This is a genomic window from Janthinobacterium sp. SUN033 (assembly GCF_030397595.1).
GTDB classification, from domain to species: Bacteria; Pseudomonadota; Gammaproteobacteria; order Burkholderiales; family Burkholderiaceae_D; genus Janthinobacterium; species Janthinobacterium kumbetense.
Map to the genome: position 1 here is coordinate 83077 of NZ_JAPQNV010000001.1, position 20694 is coordinate 103770.

Genomic DNA, 20694 nt, shown 5'->3' on the forward strand with positions numbered 1-20694 from the left:
TAAGGCGGATGTGCAACCGGCCGCGACAGCAAGGCTGTGGCGGCCGGTGAGGTAGGTCAATACAGCTCAGGCGATCAGTGACGGGCCTTGGCGCGACTGTTGCCGCCGCCGCGCTGGATGCGTGGTTTCACCAGGGAAATTGGCGCGGCTTGCACCTTGCCTCCCTTGGCGGCGCGGCGCAATGCCTTGGCGGCCCGTTCCGGACGGTCCGCTTCCAGCAGCATGGTGGCGCTGTCGGCGATTTCCTGGGTGATGTCCTTGTTCATCGTGGCCGAAGTTTTCGGCACGAGGATGGTGGAGCCGGCGCGCAGGCTGGTGCGCTGCGGAATATTGTTGGCCTGGCGCAGCACGTCGGCCGTGGTGCCGAATTTCGACGCCAGCGTTTCGATGCGTTCGCGCGCATTGGTGATCTTGTGCGTCGTCCAGCTCGACAAGGCGTGGCCCCATTGCGCCAGGTTGGTGGTGAACTTGGCGGCGTTTTCCTGTGGCAACAGAATCTTGGTCTTTTCGCCGCCGATGATGACGGGGCGGTTAAATTGCGGATTCAAGGCCTTGAATTCATCCATCGACAGTTCGGCCAGCTGGGCGGCGACGGTGATGTCGATGTCGCTGGTCTTGTCGATGGCCGTGAAGTAGGGCTGGTTGTCGACCACGGGCAGGGTCAGGCCGAACTGGGCCGGATTGGCGATGATGTTTTTCACCGCTTGCAGCTTGGGCACGTAGTTGCGCGTTTCGGCCGGCATCAGGTCGGCCAGGCTTTCGAAGTCGGTCGGCTTGCCCAGCGCCTGGTTTTTCTTGATGGCCCGCTGCACCGAGCCTTCGCCCCAGTTGTAGGCGGCCAGGGCCAGTTGCCAGTCGCCAAACATGTCATACAGGCGCTGCAGGTACGTCAGGGCCGCATCGGTCGAGGCCAGCACGCCGCGGCGCTCGTCCTTGAACATGTTTTGCTTGAGGTTGAAATCGCGTCCCGTGGCGGGCACGAATTGCCACATGCCGGCCGCATTGGCGCTGGAGAACGCTTGCGGGTTGAAGGCGGACTCGATGAACGGCAGCAAGGCCAGTTCCGTCGGCATGCCGCGCTTTTCCAGTTCCTGCACCACGTGGAAGATGTAGCGCGAAGCGCGCGCCGTCGTGCGGGCGATGTAGTCGGGGCGGGTGGCGTACCAGTTGACGTGATTGGCCACCAGCTGGTTGTTGATGTCGGGAATCGCATAGCCGCTGCGGATGCGGCCCCAGACGTCGGCTTCGCGCAGCGGATCGGAATTGTCGCTGAGGTTTTTCAGCAGCCGGTCGGTCTTTTGCAGGCGGTTGTCGAGGGTGGGGAGTTTCGCCGTGACCTGGGCGGTCATCGGGATCAGGGCAGGTGCAGCGGCGGCGACTGGCGCGTTATCGCTCTCAACACCGGCTTCGTACGCCTGGCTGAGGGCGGGCGCAAGCGCCAGTGCCAACGCCGCCAGGACGGTAGATTTAAAGGAGTTTTCGTGCATAGTGTTCCATTGTTGTCGTCGGAGAAACATCGGACAGACCCATGATCAAGCAGCGAGTGTACGTATATCCACATGCAGGAGTCAAGAATTATGTCAGCATGATGACAGGAAATAAGCGGCAATAAGTGGGATACGGCTGAGTTTCCATTCGCAAATGCTGTCATTATTGCAAATTTAATTTGTCCAATGCGTGATTCGGCCGCTGTTATAGCATACATGGCGAAGAGGCTGGCGCAAGCCTGGACAGCGCCGGGCATGAGGCTGCGCAAAAGTGCGTACAATTTGGCTTTGGCCGGCCATTCGGCTGCCGGCCGCCATATTGATAGAGAGTTAAGTATATGAACACCCCGACGCGCCACGACGACGACAACGCCGTCATCATCGCCAATACCGTTGCCTGGCTGGAAAAGGCCGTGATCGGCCTGAACCTGTGCCCGTTCGCCAAGGCCGTGCACGTCAAGAAGCAGATCCGCTACGTGGTGTGCGAATCGAGCAATCCGGAAGATTTGCTGGCGCTGCTGATGGACGAGCTGCAAATCCTGGCCGACACGGATCCCGAGCAGATCGACACGACCTTGCTGATCCATCCATATACCCTGAACGATTTCCTCGACTACAACGAGTTCCTCGATGTGGCCGACGCGGCCGTGGAAGACATGCACCTGGCGGGCGAACTGCAAGTGGCCAGTTTTCACCCTGCCTATCAGTTTGCCGAGACGTTCGAGGACGACATCAGCAACTACACCAACCGTTCGCCGTACCCGACCCTGCATTTGCTGCGCGAAGACAGCATCGAGCGCGCCGTCGAGGCATTCCCGGAAGCATCGGAAATTTTCGACAAGAATATTGCCACACTGGAAGCGCTGGGCACTGAAGGCTGGGAAAAGCTCGGCTTGCCGAAGGTATCCTGATGGCGGACAAGGAATTGCCGCCGCGTCCCGATACGCCCTGCGTGGCCGTGTGCTCGACAACCTTCGATGAAATCTGCCGCGGCTGCGGCCGCAGCGTGGTGGAAGTGGCCCACTGGGTGTCGATGACGGATGAAGAGAAGGAAGTGGTGTGGGTGCGCATCCTGGCGCAAGGGTATCCGCGCAGGAATACATGACGTGTTTGTGTTGCCGAACCCAGCGGCAAATGCTGGGGTCAGACCCGACGGGTCTGACCCCATATTTCAGCGCTAGCGATCAATAACTACCAATAAAATCTTTTTTGCCCACTTCGATGCCATTGTGGCGCAGGATGTCGTACGCCGTCGTGGCGTGGAAGAAGAAGTGCGGCAGCGCGTAGTGGAACAGATAGGTCTGGCCCGTGAAATGCTTGGTCTTTTCGCCGCTGCCGGTGGTGATGGCGCGCGTTTCGCTGCCGTCGATGTCCGCCTGCGGCAGGCTTTCCAGGAAGGCGATGGTTTTCACGATGCGCGCTTTCAGCTCAGCAAAGCTCTGTTCGCTGTCTTCATACGGTGGCACGGCCACGCCGGCCAGGCGCGCGCCGCAGCCCTTGGCGAAGTCGGTGGCGATCTGGATCTGGCGCACGAACGGCAGCATGTCCGGGAACAGGCGGAATTGCAGCAGGGCGTTCGGGTCGATTTTCTTGTCTTGCGCGTGCGTTTCCGCCTTGTCCAGGATGGCGGCCAGGCTGCCCAGGATCTGTTTGAAGACGGGGATCGAAGCGGAGTAGATGGAGAAGGTCATGATGGTTCCTCTAGGTAAAGTGGCGCGATGATAGCAAGCTGCGCGCTTTTCTGCTGGCGCCGGCCTGGCGCGCCGGCATGCGTGTGGTTTTTCAACCCTGTTTATATGACATCAGGTAGCCGCCGGCGCGTGTTTGTTGGTGACTTTTCCCGCTTTTTGCATGCATAATTGCTCCTGATAAAGATTCGTCCCGCCTCGCCACCCGATTCCCCTGTAAAGTCAATGATCGCCCGCCTGATCCCTGTTGCCCTGTCGCCGCATGTTTAATTCACCTTCTCAGCGCCTGCGCGCCAGCCTGCGCGTGCTGTATGGCTCGTCGATCTATGGCGCCTTGCTGCTGGTGGTCTTTGGCGGACTGGTCGTGCCCGCCATCTTCGGCAGCTACGTGCTGGTCGGCGTGCATGAGCGCCAGTCGGCGCGCACCAGCCTGAACGAGGCCTTGCAGCGCAATGCCGACATCCTGGCGCTGGGCATGCAGGAGTCGCTGTGGAACATGAATGCGGAATCGGCCCACTCGCTGGTCGAGTCGGTGATGCGCGACCGCTCCGTGCTGCTGGTGAAGGTGCTGGGGCAGGGCGACACGGAATTCATCCGCCTGCGGGCGCCGCAACGCCCCGTGGGCAATCTGTACCGCGCCGAGCGCGACATCCTCGTGCGCGGCGAACGCATCGGTCACGTCGTCGTCGAAATGGACGATGCGCGCAGCCAGCAGGAGCTGCGCGAAAAGCAGATCTCCTATATTTTCGTGCTGGGCGCACAGCTGGCCGTGTCGATGGCGCTGATCGTGCTGTTCCTGAACCGCCGCCTGTTGAAACCCCTGCGCCGCCTGACGCGCTTTTCCGACCGCCTGTCGCACGGCGATTTCGACACGCCCCTGGCTTCGCACAGCAATGACGAACTGGGGCGCCTGACGGCCCAGCTCGAGCAAATGCGCGCGGCCATCGGTCAGCTGTTCGAGGACGTGGGCCAGCGCGAAGAGCGCTTCCGCACCATCGTCACGCAGGTGCCGGGCGCCGTCTTCCGCTACCGGCCCGACGGCCCCATCGATTTCGTCAGCGACGCCATCGAGGAAATTTCCGGCTATTCGGCGCGCCAGTTCATGCGCGGCACCACGCATGCCTGGGCCGACCTGATCTGCCCGGAAGACCGCCGCGAGCACCGCCGCGCCGTGCGCCAGGCGGTGGCCGAGGTACGGCCGTATGCGCTGGAATACCGCATCATCGACGCTTTCGGCATCGAACGCTGGGTGGCCGAGAATGGCCAGCCGCAGGCGGGCGAGCAGGGCGTCATCTGGGTCGACGGCATCATTGCCGACATCAGCCAGCGCAAGCACCACGAGATGCGCATCGAAGCGCTGCTGACGGAGCAGAGCGCGATTCTCGATAACGTGATGTTCGGCGTGATGTTCGTGCGTCACCGCCGTATCATTTCCGTCAATCGCCGCTGCGAAGAGCTGTTCGGCTACGACCATGCCGAGATGACGGGGCGTTCGACGTCCATCGTGTTTGCGAGTGCGTATGACTTCGAGGATGCGGGCGAGCGCCAGTATCCGGCGCTGGCCCAGGGCGGCGATTTCAGCGAGGAGCGCCAGTACAAGCGGCGCGACGGCAGCCTGTTCTGGGCGCTGGTCAGCGGCTGCGCGCTCGATCCGCTGCGCCCCAATGAAGGCAGCATCTGGGTGTATGCCGACATCACGGCGCGCAAGGAAGCCGAGGAAAAGCTGCGCCTGTCGGCCACCGTGCTCGAACATATCGCCGACGGCGTGATGGTGGTCGATGCCAGCGGCATCATCGTCACCGTCAATCCCGCCTTCACGCAGATCACCGGCTATACCGAGACCGAAGCGGTGGGCCAGCACTCGTCGCTGACCCGCTCGGCGCGCCACGATGCGGCGTTTTACCAGGCCATGTGGGATGAATTGAAGGCCAGCGGTTTCTGGCGCGGCGAAATCTGGCACCAGCGCAAGAACGGCGAACTGTACCTGGAGTGGCTGACCATCAGCGCCGTGCGCGACACGCACGCCACCACCACGCATTACGTGGGCGTGTTCAGCGACATCACCCTGATCAAGGAGTCGCAGGAAAAGCTCGACCACATGGCCCACCACGACCCGCTGACGGCGCTGCCGAACCGCCTGCTGTTCCACGACCGCCTGCAGCACGCCTTGCTGCGCGCCGCGCGCGACCAGGAGCAGCTGGCCGTGCTGTTCATCGACCTGGACCGCTTCAAGAACGTCAATGACACCCTGGGCCACCATGTGGGCGACGAATTGCTGCAAAAGGTGGCCGGCCAGCTGGCGGCCCGCCTGCGCGAAGGCGACACCCTGGCGCGCCTGGGCGGCGATGAATTCATCGTCCTGCTCGAACGCGTCGACGGCGAGTACGGTGCGACGCAAGTGGCGGAAAAGTTGATGACCATGTTCGACCAGCCCTTCACGGTGGCCGACCATGAACTGTTCGTCACCTGCAGCGTGGGCATCAGCCTGTATCCGGACGATGCGCTGGACTTGAACATGTTGATCCGCAATGCCGACGTGGCCATGTACCAGGCCAAGGCGCGCGGGCGCAACGGCTACCGCTTCTATGCGCCGTCGATGACGGGCGAAGGCGTCGAGCGCCTGCGCCTGGAAACCTTTTTGCGTCGTTCGATCGAGAAAAACGAGATGTTCCTGAATTACCAGCCGCAGGTGGAAATCGACACGGGCCGCCTGGTCGGCGTCGAGGCGCTGGTACGCTGGAACCATCCGGAACTGGGCCTGGTGCCGCCGGCCCGCTTCATTCCGCTGGCCGAGGACAGCGGTTTCATCAACCAGCTGGGCAAATGGGTGCTCGACGAGGCGTGCCGCCAGATGATGCGCTGGCAGGCGCAGGGCTTGCACGTGCCGAAGATGGCCGTGAATCTGTCCGTAAAACAGTTCGAGCGGGGCAGCATCGCCGGCATGGTGGCCGACATCCTGACGGAAACGGGCCTGGAGCCGCAGCGCCTGCAGCTGGAAGTGACGGAATCGGTGATCATGAACACGGGCGACGCGCTGGGCTTCATCAACGATTTGCACGCCATCGGCGTGGGCCTGGCCATCGACGATTTCGGCACCGGCTATTCCTCGCTCGCGTATCTGAAGCAGTTGCCCGTGCAGACGCTGAAGATCGACCGCTCCTTCATCAAGGATATCTCGACGGACGTCAACGACGAGGCGATCGCGATCGCCATCATCCAGCTGGGCAAGAGCATGCAATTGTCCGTGATTGCCGAAGGCGTGGAGACGGAAGAGCAGGCCGCCTTCCTGCTGCGCCATGGCTGCAAGCTGGCGCAAGGTTATTTTTATAGCCGTCCGGTGCTGGCACAGGATATGCTGGAGCGCTGGACCGATCCGCTGGATCAACCACTAACCAATTAAAGGGTATCCCATGGCCGGAGAAAAAAACACGTCGCGCCGCCGTTTCCTGCTCGGCGGTCTGGGTCTCGGCGTGGCCGGCGTGGGCGCCCTGGTGCTGGGCTGGGGCGTGCTGCCGCCGCGCCAGCGCCTGCATGGCAGCGCGCCGCTGCCGCTGCAGGATGGCGCCGTGGCCCTGAACGGCTGGCTGGCCATCGGCACGGACGGCACGGTGACCCTGGCCATGCCGCGCAGCGAGATGGGGCAGGGCGTGCACACGGCCTTGCCGATGCTGGTGGCCGAGGAACTCGACGTGCCTTTGAGCAGCGTCAAGCTGATCCAGGCGCCCATGGACAAGATCTTCGGTAATGTCGCCATGCTCAAGGATAGCCTGCCGTTCCACCCGGACGACCAGGGCCGCCTGAAGGCGCTGGCGCAGTGGACGGTGGCCAAGGCGGCGCGCGAACTGGGCGTGGTCGTCACGGGCGGCTCGTCGAGCGTGAAGGATGGCTGGGGTCCCATGCGCGAAGCGGGTGCGTCGGCACGCGCCATGCTGGTGGGGGCCGCCGCCGCGTTGTGGCAGGTGCCGGCTGCGCAGTGCCGCACAGAAAATGGCGCAGTGCTGCACCCGGATGGCCGGCGCGCCAGCTACTCCAGCCTGGCGCAGCGCGCCGCCGGCGTCGACCCGGGCACGCCCGTGCTCAAATCCCCCAAGGATTTCAAGCTGATCGGCCAGCCGGCGCCGCGCCGCGACACGCCGTCCAAAGTCAATGGCAGCGCGCGTTTCGGCATCGATGCGCGCCCGCCCGGCATGCTGTATGCGGCCCTGCATCTGCCGCCGCGCCTGGGCGACACCCTGGCCGCGTTCGACGCGGCGCCCATACTCGCCATGCCGGGCGTGAAAAAGGTGCTGGACCTGACGTCGCACCTGCCACAGCGCGGCACGTCGGTCACCTCGTGCGCCGCCGTGGTGGCCGACACCTGGTGGCGCGCGAAACAGGCGGCCGCCGCCTTGCCGACGCAGTGGAAGGCCGGTCCGCAGGCGAACCTGTCCAGCGCCGGCGTGTATGCGGAGTTTGCCCGCCTGCTCGACAGCGAGGCGGGCCATGCGTACCACGCCAGCGGCGAGGTGGAAAGCAAGGCCGTGCAGGGTTTGCGCAGCGTCAAGGCCGAGTACCGCGCGCCGTTCCTCGCGCACGCCGCCATGGAACCCGTCAACTGCACCGCGCAAGTCAAGGATGGCAAGGTGATGCTGTGGGTGTCGACGCAGGCGCCCGGCATCGCCGTCGATGTGGCGGCGAAAGTGGCCGGCGTCGATGCGAAGGATGTGACGATCGAGGTGCTGCTGCTCGGCGGCGGTTTCGGCCGCCGCCTGGAAGTGGATATGGTGGCCCAGGCCGTCGCCATCGCGCTGCAGTGCGGCGGCGCGCCCGTGCAGCTGGTGTGGACGCGCGAACAGGATACGCAGCACGATATGTACCGTCCCGCCGCGCTGGCCCGCTTCGCGGCCCGCCTCGACGAACACGGCCGCATCGCGTCCTGGGACAACAAATCCGTCAGCGCTTCCATCACGCATCAGTTCTTGCAGCGCAATTTCGGCTTGCCCGGTGCGGGGCCGGACAAGACGACGGCCGAAGGCGAATTCGACATGCCGTATGAAATCGCCAACCAGCGCATCGCCCACGTGATCGCCGACAGTGCCGTGCCGGTAGGCTACTGGCGTTCCGTGGGGCACTCGCATAATGCATTCTTCAAGGAAAGCTTTATCGACGAACTGGCGCACGCGGCGGGGCAGGACGGCGTCGCCTTCCGCCGCGCCATGCTGGTGAGACATCCGCGCCACCTGGCCGTGCTCGATGCAGCCGTTGCCAGGGCGGGGAGTCCTCCGCCTAGCCATGCGCATGGCGTGGCCCTGCACCAGTCGTTCGGCAGCATCGTCGCGCAAGTGGCGCAGGTCTCCGTGGAAAATGGCGAGATCCGCGTGCAGCGCGTGGTGTGCGCCATCGATTGCGGCATCGCCGTCAATCCGAACATCATCGCCCAGCAGATGGAGTCGGCCGTGCTGTTCGGCTTGTCGGCGGCGCTGGGCGGCGAAATTACGTTCCAGGAAGGCAAAGTGGAGCAAAGCAACTTCCACGATTATCCCGTGCTGCGCATGGGGCAAACGCCCGAGGTGGAAACCGTGATCATCGCCAGCGCCGAGCACCCCGAAGGCGTGGGCGAGCCGGGCACGCCGCCGATCGCGCCGGCCGTGGCCAATGCCGTGTTCAGCTTGACGGGAAAACGGCTGCGCAGCCTGCCGCTGCGCCTGGGCTGATCTTACTGATCGAGTGTCGCGGCCAGCAGGTTGCGCAAGTTGCAGTCGCGCTGCCAGTCGCGGCGTTCCTGCGTGCTGGTCGACAGCCGCGCCAGTTCCTCGGCGCCGAGCGCCTGCTGCGCCTGCACCATGCGGTGCGCCAGGCCGCCGTCGGGCAGCACGGTGCCGAAGAAGGCGACATCGTCGTCGTGCTGGATCAGCAGGGTGGGGAAGTTCTCGATATCGAGGTCGCCCACCACGTCGGCCTGGTCTTCGATATCGATCCAGACGAAGACGGTGTCCGGGTGGCGCGCGGCCAGCTCCTCGAACGTGGCGCGGTAGCTGCCGCAGGTGCCGCACCACAGCGCGCACAGGCAGGCCACCGTCCAGCGCGGGCCGGCCAGGGCTGCCGCGACGTCGGCGCGGTTATCGGTCGTGAGGGTCAGGCTGTGCATGGTCGTATCTATTCAGTAGGGCGATGGGCGCCGGGCGCCCGATGCGCGTATTCTACCGCGCCCGGCGACGCCAGTCGCGGGAATGCATGAGCTTGTTTATCCGTGTTTTTTGATGCAACGCACCTTTCTGGTGGATAATGCTGGTAATTGCGCGCTGATTACGCTGGTCCATGCTGTTTCCTGGTCCCGCAGCCTGACCCCTCCAGTCTGTTTTCATGCCCTGCCCGGTGTCAGCGCTCCCGCCTTTATTTATTTTTATTATGGAATTAGCCAGCTTATGTTGAGTTACCGCCACGCCTTTCACGCGGGTAATCACGCCGATGTGTTGAAACATTATGTGCAGATTCAGTTGTTGCAATATCTGAATCAAAAAGATACCGCCTATAGTTATATCGATACCCATTCCGGCGCGGGCGTGTATGCGCTCGACGGCGGCTATGCATCGAAAAATGCCGAGTACGAAACGGGCATCGCGCCCCTGTGGGACCGCACGGACTTGCCGGCCTCGCTGGCCGAGTACATGAAGCTGATCAAGGAAATGAATCCGAGCGGCAAGATGCGCTACTACCCGGGTTCGCCGTACTGCGCCGACAAGGTCAGCCGCGAGCAAGACCGTCTGCGCCTGTTCGAGCTGCATCCCGCCGATGCCAAGATTCTGGCCGACAACTTCCGCAAGGTCGAGGCGCATGCGCTGGCCCAGGGCGAGCGTCCTACCGTGCGCGGCAAGCGCGTCATCATCACCAAGGCGGATGGCTTCCAGAGCCTGAAAGCCCTGCTGCCGCCGCCATCGCGCCGCGCGCTGGTGCTGATCGACCCGCCGTATGAAGACAAGATGGATTACCGCAAGGTCAAGGACACCCTGGCCGACGCGCTCGTGCGCTTCCCGTCGGGCATGTATGCCGTCTGGTACCCGGTACTGCAGCGCATGGAGTCGCGCCAGTTCGCCGACAAGCTGAAGCAATTGCCCAGCTCGGACTGGCTGCACGTGACCCTGACGGTGAACACCCCGTCGCCGGACGGCTTTGGCTTGCACAGCAGCGGCATGTTCATCCTGAATCCGCCATACACGCTGGAGCCGATGTTGCGCGAAGTCATGCCGTACCTGGTGAAAGTATTGGGTCGCGACGACGGCGCCAAGTTCGTGCTGGAAACAGGTAAAGGTGGACAGAAGAATACGGGCACCAGAAGAGTGTAATCCTGCTTGTCTTGGTAGTACTGTAATCAAAAACGCCACGGGCAATATACCCGTGGCGTTTTTTATGGGCGGGAGTTTACTGTCCCAGCAGCAAGAACACGGTCGGTTTCTTGTGGAAGTCCGGGGCCTTGCCGGCAGCCAATTGTTTCTTCCACTGTCCGCCATTCCACGTTTGCACGCTTTCCGTGTCCAGGCTCAGGTCGGTGGCGACGCAGATCAGGGTCGATGGCGCGCATTGCGCCACGAGGGCGTCGAGCATGGCGGCGTTGCGGTACGGCGTTTCGATGAACAGCTGGGTCTGCTTTTCATTGCGCGAACGCCCTTCCAGTTCCTTGATGCGCTTGGCGCGCAGGGCCGCATCCGTGGGCAGGTAGCCGTTGAAGGCGAAGCTCTGGCCGTTCAAGCCGCTGGCCATCACGGCCAGCAGGATCGACGACGGACCCACCAGCGGACGCACTTTAATGCCGTGCTGATGCGCCAGGCGCACCAGGTCGGCGCCAGGGTCGGCCACGGCGGGCACGCCCGCTTCGGACACGAGGCCCGCATCGCGCCCCGCCAGCAGGGGCGCCAGCAAGCCGGCCAGCGCTTGCGCCGGAGTATTCACGTTGAGTTCGGAAATCGTGATTTCCTGCAATGGCTTGGCCAGCGGATGCTGGTTGCCGATCAATTTCAGGAAGGCGCGCGCCGTCTTGGCGTTTTCCGCAACGAAATAATCGAGCTGCGACGTGATGTGCCGTACTTGCTCCGGAATGATGTGGGCCAGCGGATCGGCCGGGCTGTCGGACAGGCCGAGGTGGTTGGGAATCAGGTACAGGGTGCCGGTCATATTCTTATTGTCGGTAAATTAAAGGGTGAAAAACGTGACGCCTGCCTTGCGCAGCATGCCGGTGAGGGCGATCAGCGGCAAGCCGGTGAGGGCGGTCGGGTCGGTGGTGGCGATGCGTTCGAGCAGGGCGATGCCCAGGCCTTCGTTCTTGGCGCTGCCGGCGCAATCGTACGGCTGCTCGATGCGCAGGTAGGCGTCCAGCTCGGCATCGGGCAAGTCGCGCACGGTGACGAGGGTCTGGACATCTTCCACCTGCGCCACAGGCACCGCCTGGCGCCCGTCCAGCAGGCACAGTGCCGTGTGGAACACGGTCTGGCGTCCGCGCATGGTTTGCAGTTGCAGCAGGGCATTCGCATGGTTGCCGGGCTTGCCGATCTGCGCGCCATCGAGGGTGGCGACCTGGTCGGAGCCGATGACGAGGCTGTCAGGATGGCGGTCGAGCACGGCCTGTGCCTTGGCCTGGGCCAGGCGCAGGGCCGTGGCGCTGGGGCTTTCGCCTGGCAGGGGGCTTTCGTCGAGATCGGGCACGGCGACTTCGAAAGGCAGGCGCAGGCGTTCCAGCAATTCCTTGCGGTAGGTCGAACTCGATGCAAGAATCAAGCGCAATGGGGCGGAAGTTGGTATCATTCGGTAGTGGATGGCGGCCGGCATGGCCGCGCTGGTCGATGTCAGTGGAATTTCACGCAAATTCCAGGGCGCAGAGCCCCTGACCGAGGCTCCATGCGGCATGACGGTGTTAATGAAGTTGTCATGTTTATGGCAATGATTGCGTCAAAAAAGATGCTTAGCCTTTGACTCCGTGCTAAAAACCCTGTTATTATCGCAGGTTTTCCGGGGAAATTTTCTACCAATGAATGCTTTTGTGATCGACGCCTTTGATTTTTGTCGTATCAGCGGGAGCCGCGAGGGTGTAACTCCTGTCGCTGAAATGACCCGGTTGACCAAGGATTGTGCAGATAATTCCGGCGAGATCGCCTGGAAGATCGTCGGCGGCACCAGCAAGCTGGGCTACCCGCAACTGACCTTGTCGGTCAACGGCACCGTTCAGCTGGTTTGCCAGCGCTGCCTGACTCCGTATGCTTACGCGATAGATTCTTCGACTGTTCTGATGCTGGGCAAGGATGACGAGCACGCGGACGAGATCGAAGAAATCATCAACGATGAAACGATCGACGTGATCGTCGGCAGCCGCAGCATGGATGCCGCGGCCCTGATCGAAGATGAAGCCTTGCTGGCCCTGCCGCAGGTACCCAAACACGACGTCTGCCCCGATACGGCGCAGCTCGATGCTCTCAAGACTGAAAAGAAATCGCCGTTCGCGGCACTGAAAGACTTGAAGCCAGAATAAAGTAGTGTAAGAAAGGAAGCTTTAAAAAAACCGTAGCGAGCGGCCCAATATCGTCTTGAGTAGCGCAAGCGTACAGAAGTACGCTGAGCAACGCCGAGGCGATAGTGGGACGCGCAGTAGGTTTTTTATGCTTCCTGTAAAGAACGTGTCAAACGCGTGTAGTAATCGAGTATGGCAAGTGTAGTGAAATGTAATTGTAATAAACGATGTCGGTCCGGGCTATTTTCGGGTAGTCTTTGCCGCTGGGATACTCGATTCGCATGTATTTGCTAATCGATTGTGCTAAAATTTTAGAACTTATGTATTAGGAGTCATCATGGCAGTTCAACAGAACAAGAAAACCCCTTCCAAGCGCGGCATGCACCGTTCGCACGACTTCCTGGTCGCGCCGCAATTGAGCGTCGAGCCAGTTACCGGCGAAACACACATGCGTCACCATATCAGCCCTAACGGCTTCTATCGTGGCCGTAAAGTGTTGAAGACCAAAAACGACGAGTAATCGACGTTTTTGTTGGGTAAGATGAAAGCGGTGTTGCGTGGTTATTCGGCGTGGCGCCGCTTCTTCTTTTTTATCGGCTGCAATTCATCTTGCGCACCCGTCATTTTGAATCAAGCTTGCTCAGGCGGTGCATGACATGCTGCGCCCTGCATATGCTCCAGTCCGATTCACATCTTGCCGCACGCCCGCAGCGGTATTGAATCAACACAAATGACAATCAAAATTTCTATCGACTGCATGGGCGGAGATCACGGTCCCTCAGTCACTATCCCCGCAGCAATTTCCTTCGTAAAACATGAGCCTGAAGCCGAACTGATCCTTGTTGGATTGGAAGACGTGATCCGTGCCGAACTGAAAAAACATAAAGCCGACACGCATCCGCGCCTGTCGGTATTGCATGCCTCCGAACAAGTTACCATGGACGATCCCTTGGAAGTGGCCCTGCGCCGCAAGAAGGATTCCTCCATGCGCGTGGCCATCGAACAGGTCAAGAACGGCGTGGCGCAAGCCTCCGTTTCCGCCGGTAATACGGCAGCCCTGATGGCCGTGTCGCGCTATGTATTGAAAACCATGTCCGGCGTCGACCGCCCGGCCATCTGCAGCATCTTGCCGAATCAAAAGAACGGCCCCACCTACATGCTGGATCTGGGCGCCAACGTCGATTGCGAACCGCATCACTTGCACCAGTTCGCCATCATGGGTTCCGTGCTCGTGTCCGCCATGGAAGGCATCGCACGCCCCACGATCGGCTTGCTGAACGTGGGCACGGAAGATATCAAGGGCAATGAAGTGGTGAAGCTCACCTCGAAGCTGCTGCAGGCCGACCACGAGCGTGGCGCGCTGAACTTCTACGGCAACGTGGAAGGCAACGATATCTTCAAGGGCACGACCGATATCGTCGTCTGCGACGGTTTTGTCGGCAATGTCACCCTGAAGGCCATCGAAGGCCTGGCGCGCTTCATGAAAGACGTGCTCACTTCCGAATTCAAGCGCAATCCGATTACCATGCTGGGCGCGCTGATCGCCCGCGGGGCCCTGAAAGCCATCGGCAACCGCTTGAATCCATCGCGTTACAACGGCGCCAGCCTGCTGGGCTTGCGTGGTCTCGTCTTCAAGAGCCATGGCAGCGCCGATGCCTATTCCTTCGAATGGGCCTTGCGCCGCGCCTTTGATGCGGCAAAAAATGACGTGCAAGCGCACCTGGCCAGCCTGATCGCCGAGCTGATGCCGCGCACGCCAGTACCGGACGAACCTACATCAACAAGCTCTACCATTTAGTGGACGGGTATTTGCATGACTGTTTTTAGCAAAACTTACAGCAAAATTATCGGTACCGGCAGCTACTTGCCGGAGAAGCGCGTCACCAACCAGGATTTGACCGAACAGCTCGCCGCCAAGGGCATCGAGACGTCGGATGAATGGATCGTGTCGCGCAGCGGCATTTCGGCGCGCCATTACGCGGCGCCGTCGCAAAACTCCTCGGACCTGGGCGTGGAAGCGGCCAAAAAGGCCCTGGAAATGGCTGGCCTGAACGGCAACGACCTGGACCTGATCATCGTCGCCAGCTCGACCCCCGATTTCTTCGGCAGCTTCCCCAGCACCGCCTGCATCGTGCAAAACAAGCTGGGTATCACGAATAACTGCGCCGCCGTCGACGTGCAAGCCGTCTGCAGCGGTTTCGTGTATGCGGTGGCCACGGCCGACAGCTTCATCCAGTCGGGCATGCACAAGAACGTGCTGGTGATCGGCGCCGAAGTGTTTTCGCGCATCCTCAATTTCGACGACCGCGGCACTTGCGTGCTGTTCGGCGACGGCGCCGGCGCCATCGTCATGACGGCATCGAAAGAGCCGGGCATCCTGGCCACCAAGCTGCACGCGGACGGCCGCCACTCGAACATCCTCAGCGTGCCGGGCAGCCTGGCTGGCGGCGCGCTGGACGGCAGCGCCTTCCTGTACATGGATGGCCCGGCCGTGTTCAAGCTGGCCGTGTCCGTACTGGAAAAAGTCGCGCACGAAGCCCTGGAACATGCCAACATGACCTCGGACCAGATCGACTGGCTGATCCCGCACCAGGCGAACATCCGCATCATGAACAGCACGGCCAAGAAACTCGGCTTGCCGCTGGATAAGATGGTCGTCACCGTCGACCAGCATGGCAACACCTCGGCCGCCTCGATTCCGCTGGCGCTCGACATCGCCGTGCGCGACGGCCGCGTCAAGAAGGGCGACAACGTCATGATGGAAGGCGTGGGCGGCGGCTTTACCTGGGGCGCCGTGCTGGCGCGCATGTAATCCCGCAACATTATTAAAAAAACGGAGTCAACATGACACAATTTGCATTTGTTTTCCCAGGCCAAGGCTCGCAAGCGATTGCGATGCTCGACGGTTTCGCCGGCAACCCCGTGGTTGCGCAGACCGTCGCCGAAGCGTCGGACGCCCTGCAATTCGACCTGGGCAAGCTGATCGCCGAAGGTCCGAAGGAAGAGCTGGATCTCACCACCAACACGCAACCGGTGATGCTGACGGCGGCCGTGGCCTTCTACCGCGCCTGGCTGGCGGCCGGCGGCCCCGTGCCGACGGTCGTGGCCGGTCACAGTCTCGGTGAATACTCGGCGCTGGTCGCCGCCGGCGTCATTTCCTTCAAGGATGCCGTGCCGCTCGTGCGTTTCCGCGCGCAAGCCATGCAGGAAGCCGTGCCCGTCGGGCAGGGCACGATGGCTGTCGTGCTGGGCCTGTCGGATGACGACGTGCGCGCCGCCTGTGCGGAAGCGGCGGCGGAAAACCCCGCCCTGGTGGTCGAGCCCGTCAATTTCAATGCGCCAGCGCAAGTCGTCATCGCCGGCCACACGGCTGCGGTCGAGCGCGCATGCGAACTGGCCAAGGCCAAGGGCGCCAAGCGCGCCATGAAACTGCCCGTCTCCGCACCTTTCCATTCGTCGTTGCTGAAGCCCGCGTCGGACCGCTTGCGCGAATACATGGCCGGCCTGACTTTTTCCGCGCCGCAGATCGCCCTGATCAACAACGTCGACGTGGCCATCGTCAACGACGTGGCCGGCATCAAGGATGCGCTGGTGCGCCAGGCGGCCAGCCCCGTGCGCTGGGTGGAAACCATGCAAAAGGTTGCCGCGGATGGCATCACGCAAGTGATCGAATGCGGTCCGGGCAAGGTCCTGATGGGCCTGGCCAAGCGCATCGACCCGGTGCTGGTGGGCGACGCCATCGTCGACCAGGCTTCGCTGGAACGCATTTTGACGCAGCTCAAATAAACATCAGATCGCGGCAGGCTGCCTGCCGCGGTTGCATTTAAGGATACTCATGAATTTAGCAAATCAAGTCGTGCTGGTCACGGGCGCCTCGCGCGGCATCGGCCGCGCCATCGCCACCGAACTGGGCAAGCAGGGCGCCACCGTGGTCGGCACCGCCACCTCGGAAAGCGGCGCGCAAGCGATCACCGATTACCTGGCCGCCGAAGGCGTGGCAGGCAAGGGCCTGGTCCTGAACGTGACCGATGCGGCGCGCTGCGCGGCCGTCGTCGAGGAAGTGCAGAAAACCTACGGCAGCCTGTCGATCCTCGTCAACAACGCGGGCATCACGCAAGACCAGCTGGCCATGCGCATGAAGGATGAAGAGTGGGACAGCGTCATCTCGACGAACCTGTCGGCCGTGGGCCGCCTGTCGCGCGCCGTGCTGCGTGGCATGATGAAAGCCAAAACTGGGCGTATCATCAACATCACGTCGGTCGTGGCTTCGTCGGGTAATCCGGGGCAAATGAATTACGCGGCGGCCAAGGCCGGCGTGGAAGGCATGAGCCGCGCCTTGGCGCGCGAAATCGGCAGCCGCAACATTACCGTGAACTGCATCGCCCCAGGCTTCATCGATACCGACATGACCAAGGCTCTGAGCGAAGAGCAGCATGCGGCCCTGTTGACGCAAATTCCCCTGTCCCGCCTGGGCAAACCGGAAGACGTGGCAGCGGCCGTGGCCTTTTTGGCCTCGCCGCAAGCGGCGTATATCACGGGCACGACCCTGCACGTGAACGGCGGAATGTACATGAATTGATGTGAAAGGTAGACAGGGCGGGCGTTTGTGGCATGATTCAACGGTCGTTTTTGTCTATAATCGCATCTTTTAGCAGCAGCTTCGGTTGAATTAGCAGCAGACACCGAAATTAGTATTCGGACGCGCAAACCTGATAAAATGCGCGCACTTTCCGTAACACACACTTTGGAGCCATAACATGTCGGATATCGAACAACGCGTTAAGAAAATCGTCGCTGAGCAACTGGGCGTTGCAGAAGCAGACATCAAAATCGAATCCTCCTTCGTCGACGACCTGGGCGCCGATTCCCTGGACACCGTGGAACTGGTGATGGCCCTGGAAGACGAATTCGAAATGGAAATCCCTGACGAACAAGCTGAAAAAATCACCACCGTGCAACAGGCGATCGACTACGCCACCGCACACGTCAAGGCCTAAGCCTGTCTGACCGACTTCAGGAGAATCGCTTGAGCCGTTCTAAAAACCGTCGTGTTGTTGTCACCGGCCTGGGTTGCGTTTCACCAGTCGGCAATACTATTGCCGAGGCGTGGGGCGCAATCATTGAAGGTAAATCCGGCATTGCCACGATTACCAAGTTTGATGCACAGCCATTCACCACGCATTTTGCCGGTGAAGTCAAAGGTTTCAATATCGAAGAGTACATCTCCGGTAAGGAAGCCCGCCATATGGATACCTTTATCCATTACGGCATGGCTGCAGGCATCCAGGCGATGCAGGACTCCGGCCTGGAAGTGACCGAAGAAAACGCCGAGCGTATCGGCGTGATCATCGGTTCCGGTATCGGCGGCTTGCCGCTGATCGAGGAAACCAAGTCCGAGTACGAAAAGCGCGGTCCGCGCCGTATCTCGCCATTTTTCGTGCCTGCCTCGATCATTAACATGATCTCTGGCAACCTTTCGATCAAATATGGTCTGAAGGGCCCGAACCTGGCGATCGTTACAGCGTGCACCACCGGTTTGCACAGCATCGGTGCCGCAGCGCGCATGATCGAGTACGGCGATGCCGACGTCATGATCGCCGGCGGTGCCGAATCGACCGTGTCGCCGCTGGGCCTGGGCGGTTTCGCTTCGGCACGTGCCTTGTCGACCCGCAACGACGATCCGGCAACGGCATCGCGTCCGTGGGATGCCGACCGCGACGGCTTCGTGCTGGGCGAGGGCGCTGGCGTCATGGTGCTGGAAGAGTACGAGCACGCGGTGGCCCGCGGTGCCAAGATCTATGCCGAAGTGCATGGTTTCGGGATGAGCGCAGATGCTTATCACATGACCTCGCCGCTGGAAGATGGTAGCGGCGGCAGCAAATCGGTGATCGCGGCCCTCGACAACGCAGGCTTGAACGCGGATCAGATTCAGTACCTGAACGCGCACGGCACGTCGACCCCGCAAGGCGACGTGGCGGAAGTGATGGGCATCAAGCGCACCTTCGGTGATCACGCCAAGAAACTGGTCGTCAACTCGACCAAGTCGATGACGGGCCATTTGCTGGGCGGCGCGGGCGGTCTGGAAGCGGTGTTTACGGTCCTGGCATTGCACCATCAGGTGTCGCCTCCGACCATCAACATCTTCAACCAGGATCCGGCGTGCGATCTCGATTTCTGTGCCAACACGGCGCGTGATATGAAGATCGATTATGCAGTGAAAAATTCGTTCGGCTTCGGCGGCACGAATGGCACGCTGATTTTCGGTAAAGCGAAATAAGCAGGAACTTTCAAGCGCTCGCTACGGTCAAATCGTAGTGAGCGCTGATTCGCCGCCAACGTTCGTTGGCGGCTGAATTTGCCCGGCATGGTGCCGGCGCGCCTTTTTTCTCCCATGAACTATGTCGATCGCGGTAGCGGCTGTCATTCGCACGCCTGTCTGTTTGCGCCTGTTGCAAGCGGTGCTGGGACTGTGCGCCTTGCTGGCCGCCTGGCCCTTGAGCGGTCTCTGGCGCAGTCTGCCTGCGTCCGGCCAGCTGGTGGGCGGCTATGCGCTGGGCTGGAGCGGTGCCTTGCTGAGTGCGGCTGGCGGCGTGTTTTTGCTGGCTTTGCTGCGCCGGCGCAGAAAGCCGCAGGCGCTTGATATTTCGCCGGTCGGGCAGTTGCGGCTGGCGGTATATCTGGAGCATGGCGCGGCGCCGGAAGCCGGTGCTGCCGGGCTGGCGCAGCTGGCCGGGCCGGGGCCTGTGGCGGCGCCGGGGCTGCGCCTGTTGCCGGGCTCGACCCTGTGGCCGTCGCTGCTGGTGCTGTGCCTGGCGGATGCCGCCGGACGGCGCACGGCGGTGCTGGTGCAGCGCGGCGGCAGTTGCACCGCCTTCCGCCCGCTGGCCGTGGCTTGCCGGGCGATCGCGGCGCGGAACAGGGAAGAATAAAAGTGGGACGAACACTGAACTTCTTGCAGCGGGCCAACTCTATATCCATACAGGCGCCCACGCTGCATGACTACAGGGACATCGGGCGTGAGGACAGAGCGCGAGTATGATCAGTTACTGGTCGAGCGGGTGCAGGCTGGCGACAAACGGGCATTCGATGTGCTGGTATCGAAATATCAGCGCCGCTTGATGCGCCTGGTGTCGCGCCTCGTGCATGACCCGGCGGAGGCCGAGGATGTGGTGCAGGAAACCTTTATCAAGGCATACCGGGCGCTGCGCCATTTTCGCGGCGAGGCCGCCTTTTATACCTGGCTGTATCGCATCGGCATCAATACGGCCAAGAATTATCTCGTCACGCAGGGGCGGCGCGCCGCCACATCCAGCGATGCCGACGCCGAGCAGGCGGAGTCTTTCGATGACGGCAATAAATTGCGCGACAACAATACGCCCGAATCGGTGCTGGCCAGCAAGCAGATTGCCGCCACCGTCAATGCGGCCATGGATGTGCTGCCCATCGAATTGCGCACGGCCATCGTGCTGCGCGAGATCGAGGGCCTGAGCTATGAAGAGATATCGGAGATCATGGCGTGCCCCATCGGCACCGTGCGCAGCCGGATTTTTCGCGCGCGCGAAGTGATTGCGGAGAAATTGAAGCCGTTGTTGGACATGCCGATTGACAAGCGCTGGTAATCTGGAGAGTATGAGGTTGGCATGGCTGCGCCCGGTTTCCGCACCGATCCTCTTGAAATGGCAGGACCCATCATGGATACGCATACACGATTGCACGAGACTATTTCCGCGCTGGCCGATGGCGAGCTGGCGGCGAGCGAACTCGAACTGGCGTTTGCCGCCCTCGATACGCCATCGGGACGGCAAGCCTGGGATGCCTATCGCCATATCGGTGAGGTGCTGCGCTCGGAGCAGTACGGCCATGCGCTGAGCGCCCAGTTCGATGCGCGCCTGGCCAGCCGCCTGGCCGCGGAGCCGGCACCCGAAGAGTCCGCTGCCCATGCGGAACCGCTGCCGCCGCTGGCCGCCGGCATCGTGCCGCCTGGCGTGGCCGAACCGCTGGAGGCGGGGCCGCTGGCGCAGCGCTAGCGGGCGCCTCGTCCATC

General features: G+C 61.8%; 22 protein-coding genes. 16 read left to right on the top strand and 6 right to left on the bottom strand.

What is annotated here, in order from left to right; translation table 11 throughout:
* Positions 1–74: 74 nt before the first annotated feature.
* On the bottom strand, positions 75–1487 hold the full coding sequence (locus tag OX460_RS00420; protein ID WP_034779271.1) for a transglycosylase SLT domain-containing protein: 1413 nt from the start codon (positions 1485–1487) through the stop codon (positions 75–77).
* A gap of 338 nt (positions 1488–1825) precedes the next feature.
* On the opposite strand from OX460_RS00420, the gene OX460_RS00425 reads away from it, so the two are divergent.
* Together OX460_RS00425 and OX460_RS00430 are read left to right on the top strand one after the other, a co-directional pair.
* On the top strand, positions 1826–2398 hold the full coding sequence (locus tag OX460_RS00425; protein ID WP_099667253.1) for a DUF1415 domain-containing protein: 573 nt from the start codon (positions 1826–1828) through the stop codon (positions 2396–2398).
* Entirely contained in the window at positions 2398–2592 is a 195-nt protein-coding gene (locus OX460_RS00430) for a DUF1289 domain-containing protein (protein WP_034779267.1), read from the top strand. Before OX460_RS00425 ends, OX460_RS00430 begins: the two co-directional genes overlap by 1 nt.
* A gap of 79 nt (positions 2593–2671) precedes the next feature.
* On the opposite strand, the gene OX460_RS00435 is transcribed toward OX460_RS00430, so the two are convergent.
* The gene (locus OX460_RS00435) at positions 2672–3178 is read right to left on the bottom strand and encodes a DUF1993 domain-containing protein (protein ID WP_034779265.1); all 507 of its coding nucleotides are present in this window, start codon (positions 3176–3178) and stop codon (positions 2672–2674) included.
* 259 nt (positions 3179–3437) lie between these two features.
* Between OX460_RS00435 and OX460_RS00440 the strand changes: the two genes are divergently transcribed.
* Together OX460_RS00440 and OX460_RS00445 are read left to right on the top strand one after the other, a co-directional pair.
* Positions 3438–6575 carry an EAL domain-containing protein gene (locus tag OX460_RS00440; RefSeq protein ID WP_289897272.1) on the top strand — a complete coding sequence of 1046 codons (3138 nt, stop codon included), beginning with the start codon at positions 3438–3440 and terminating at the stop codon, positions 6573–6575.
* Between the two features lie 10 nt (positions 6576–6585).
* Positions 6586–8868 (top strand): xanthine dehydrogenase family protein molybdopterin-binding subunit, encoded by a 2283-nt coding sequence (locus tag OX460_RS00445; protein WP_289897273.1) that lies wholly within the window; start codon positions 6586–6588, stop codon positions 8866–8868.
* Between the two features lie 2 nt (positions 8869–8870).
* Here OX460_RS00445 and OX460_RS00450 read toward each other — a convergent pair whose 3' ends face one another.
* Both OX460_RS00450 and OX460_RS00455 read right to left on the bottom strand, forming a co-directional pair.
* A complete protein-coding gene (locus OX460_RS00450; protein WP_289897274.1) occupies positions 8871–9302 on the bottom strand; it encodes a thioredoxin family protein in 432 nt (143 codons plus the stop codon).
* Positions 9303–9354: 52 nt separating this feature from the next.
* Positions 9355–9660: a hypothetical protein gene (locus OX460_RS00455; protein WP_289898426.1), complete on the bottom strand. Its 306-nt coding sequence runs from the start codon at positions 9658–9660 to the stop codon at positions 9355–9357.
* On the opposite strand from OX460_RS00455, the gene rlmJ reads away from it, so the two are divergent.
* Positions 9580–10497, top strand: a complete 918-nt coding sequence (gene rlmJ / locus OX460_RS00460; RefSeq protein ID WP_070255356.1) for a 23S rRNA (adenine(2030)-N(6))-methyltransferase RlmJ — start codon at positions 9580–9582, stop codon at positions 10495–10497. The genes OX460_RS00455 and rlmJ overlap by 81 nt on opposite strands.
* 76 nt (positions 10498–10573) lie before the next feature.
* Here the strand turns inward: rlmJ and OX460_RS00465 are convergent, their stop codons facing one another.
* Positions 10574–11323 carry an SAM-dependent methyltransferase gene (locus tag OX460_RS00465; protein ID WP_099667256.1) on the bottom strand — a complete coding sequence of 250 codons (750 nt, stop codon included), beginning with the start codon at positions 11321–11323 and terminating at the stop codon, positions 10574–10576.
* Between the two features lie 18 nt (positions 11324–11341).
* Complete coding sequence (locus tag OX460_RS00470) at positions 11342–11950, bottom strand: Maf-like protein (protein ID WP_289898396.1); 609 nt, start codon at positions 11948–11950, stop codon at positions 11342–11344.
* Between the two features lie 223 nt (positions 11951–12173).
* On the opposite strand from OX460_RS00470, the gene OX460_RS00475 reads away from it, so the two are divergent.
* The 11 genes from OX460_RS00475 to OX460_RS00525 all read left to right on the top strand — a co-directional run bounded on the left by OX460_RS00475 (position 12174) and on the right by OX460_RS00525 (position 20677).
* A complete protein-coding gene (locus tag OX460_RS00475) occupies positions 12174–12671 on the top strand; it encodes a DUF177 domain-containing protein (RefSeq protein WP_099667258.1) in 498 nt (165 codons plus the stop codon).
* Between the two features lie 316 nt (positions 12672–12987).
* Positions 12988–13170 (top strand): 50S ribosomal protein L32, encoded by a 183-nt coding sequence (rpmF, locus tag OX460_RS00480; RefSeq protein ID WP_034749653.1) that lies wholly within the window; start codon positions 12988–12990, stop codon positions 13168–13170.
* Between the two features lie 210 nt (positions 13171–13380).
* The gene (gene plsX / locus OX460_RS00485) at positions 13381–14448 is read left to right on the top strand and encodes a phosphate acyltransferase PlsX (protein WP_034779241.1); all 1068 of its coding nucleotides are present in this window, start codon (positions 13381–13383) and stop codon (positions 14446–14448) included.
* 15 nt (positions 14449–14463) lie between these two features.
* Positions 14464–15462, top strand: a complete 999-nt coding sequence (locus OX460_RS00490) for a beta-ketoacyl-ACP synthase III (RefSeq protein ID WP_099667259.1) — start codon at positions 14464–14466, stop codon at positions 15460–15462.
* A 32-nt stretch (positions 15463–15494) separates the two neighbouring features.
* Entirely contained in the window at positions 15495–16436 is a 942-nt protein-coding gene (gene fabD / locus OX460_RS00495; protein WP_035820249.1) for an ACP S-malonyltransferase, read from the top strand.
* Between the two features lie 49 nt (positions 16437–16485).
* Entirely contained in the window at positions 16486–17229 is a 744-nt protein-coding gene (gene fabG / locus OX460_RS00500; RefSeq protein ID WP_251351579.1) for a 3-oxoacyl-ACP reductase FabG, read from the top strand.
* A 178-nt stretch (positions 17230–17407) separates the two neighbouring features.
* A complete protein-coding gene (gene acpP, locus OX460_RS00505) occupies positions 17408–17647 on the top strand; it encodes an acyl carrier protein (protein WP_008449912.1) in 240 nt (79 codons plus the stop codon).
* 29 nt (positions 17648–17676) lie between these two features.
* Positions 17677–18927, top strand: coding sequence for a beta-ketoacyl-ACP synthase II (fabF, locus tag OX460_RS00510; protein ID WP_099667260.1), 1251 nt, complete (start codon positions 17677–17679; stop codon positions 18925–18927).
* 121 nt (positions 18928–19048) lie between these two features.
* Complete coding sequence (locus OX460_RS00515; RefSeq protein WP_289897275.1) at positions 19049–19579, top strand: hypothetical protein; 531 nt, start codon at positions 19049–19051, stop codon at positions 19577–19579.
* 66 nt (positions 19580–19645) lie between these two features.
* Positions 19646–20269 (top strand): RNA polymerase sigma factor RpoE, encoded by a 624-nt coding sequence (gene rpoE / locus OX460_RS00520; RefSeq protein ID WP_171985072.1) that lies wholly within the window; start codon positions 19646–19648, stop codon positions 20267–20269.
* Positions 20270–20341: 72 nt separating this feature from the next.
* A complete protein-coding gene (locus tag OX460_RS00525; RefSeq protein WP_077406705.1) occupies positions 20342–20677 on the top strand; it encodes a sigma-E factor negative regulatory protein in 336 nt (111 codons plus the stop codon).
* The last annotated feature ends 17 nt before the right edge of the window (positions 20678–20694 follow it).

Coding starts and splice junctions, on each gene's coding strand:
- OX460_RS00420 (WP_034779271.1), bottom strand. CDS start 1,487: ATGCACGAAAACTCCTTTAAATCTACCGTCCTGGCGGCGTTGGCACTG.
- OX460_RS00425 (WP_099667253.1), top strand. CDS start 1,826: ATGAACACCCCGACGCGCCACGACGACGACAACGCCGTCATCATCGCC.
- OX460_RS00430 (WP_034779267.1), top strand. CDS start 2,398: ATGGCGGACAAGGAATTGCCGCCGCGTCCCGATACGCCCTGCGTGGCC.
- OX460_RS00435 (WP_034779265.1), bottom strand. CDS start 3,178: ATGACCTTCTCCATCTACTCCGCTTCGATCCCCGTCTTCAAACAGATC.
- OX460_RS00440 (WP_289897272.1), top strand. CDS start 3,438: ATGTTTAATTCACCTTCTCAGCGCCTGCGCGCCAGCCTGCGCGTGCTG.
- OX460_RS00445 (WP_289897273.1), top strand. CDS start 6,586: ATGGCCGGAGAAAAAAACACGTCGCGCCGCCGTTTCCTGCTCGGCGGT.
- OX460_RS00450 (WP_289897274.1), bottom strand. CDS start 9,302: ATGCACAGCCTGACCCTCACGACCGATAACCGCGCCGACGTCGCGGCA.
- rlmJ (WP_070255356.1), top strand. CDS start 9,580: ATGTTGAGTTACCGCCACGCCTTTCACGCGGGTAATCACGCCGATGTG.
- OX460_RS00465 (WP_099667256.1), bottom strand. CDS start 11,323: ATGACCGGCACCCTGTACCTGATTCCCAACCACCTCGGCCTGTCCGAC.
- OX460_RS00470 (WP_289898396.1), bottom strand. CDS start 11,950: ATGATACCAACTTCCGCCCCATTGCGCTTGATTCTTGCATCGAGTTCG.
- OX460_RS00475 (WP_099667258.1), top strand. CDS start 12,174: ATGAATGCTTTTGTGATCGACGCCTTTGATTTTTGTCGTATCAGCGGG.
- rpmF (WP_034749653.1), top strand. CDS start 12,988: ATGGCAGTTCAACAGAACAAGAAAACCCCTTCCAAGCGCGGCATGCAC.
- plsX (WP_034779241.1), top strand. CDS start 13,381: ATGACAATCAAAATTTCTATCGACTGCATGGGCGGAGATCACGGTCCC.
- OX460_RS00490 (WP_099667259.1), top strand. CDS start 14,464: ATGACTGTTTTTAGCAAAACTTACAGCAAAATTATCGGTACCGGCAGC.
- fabD (WP_035820249.1), top strand. CDS start 15,495: ATGACACAATTTGCATTTGTTTTCCCAGGCCAAGGCTCGCAAGCGATT.
- fabG (WP_251351579.1), top strand. CDS start 16,486: ATGAATTTAGCAAATCAAGTCGTGCTGGTCACGGGCGCCTCGCGCGGC.
- acpP (WP_008449912.1), top strand. CDS start 17,408: ATGTCGGATATCGAACAACGCGTTAAGAAAATCGTCGCTGAGCAACTG.
- OX460_RS00515 (WP_289897275.1), top strand. CDS start 19,049: ATGTCGATCGCGGTAGCGGCTGTCATTCGCACGCCTGTCTGTTTGCGC.
- rpoE (WP_171985072.1), top strand. CDS start 19,646: ATGACTACAGGGACATCGGGCGTGAGGACAGAGCGCGAGTATGATCAG.
- OX460_RS00525 (WP_077406705.1), top strand. CDS start 20,342: ATGGATACGCATACACGATTGCACGAGACTATTTCCGCGCTGGCCGAT.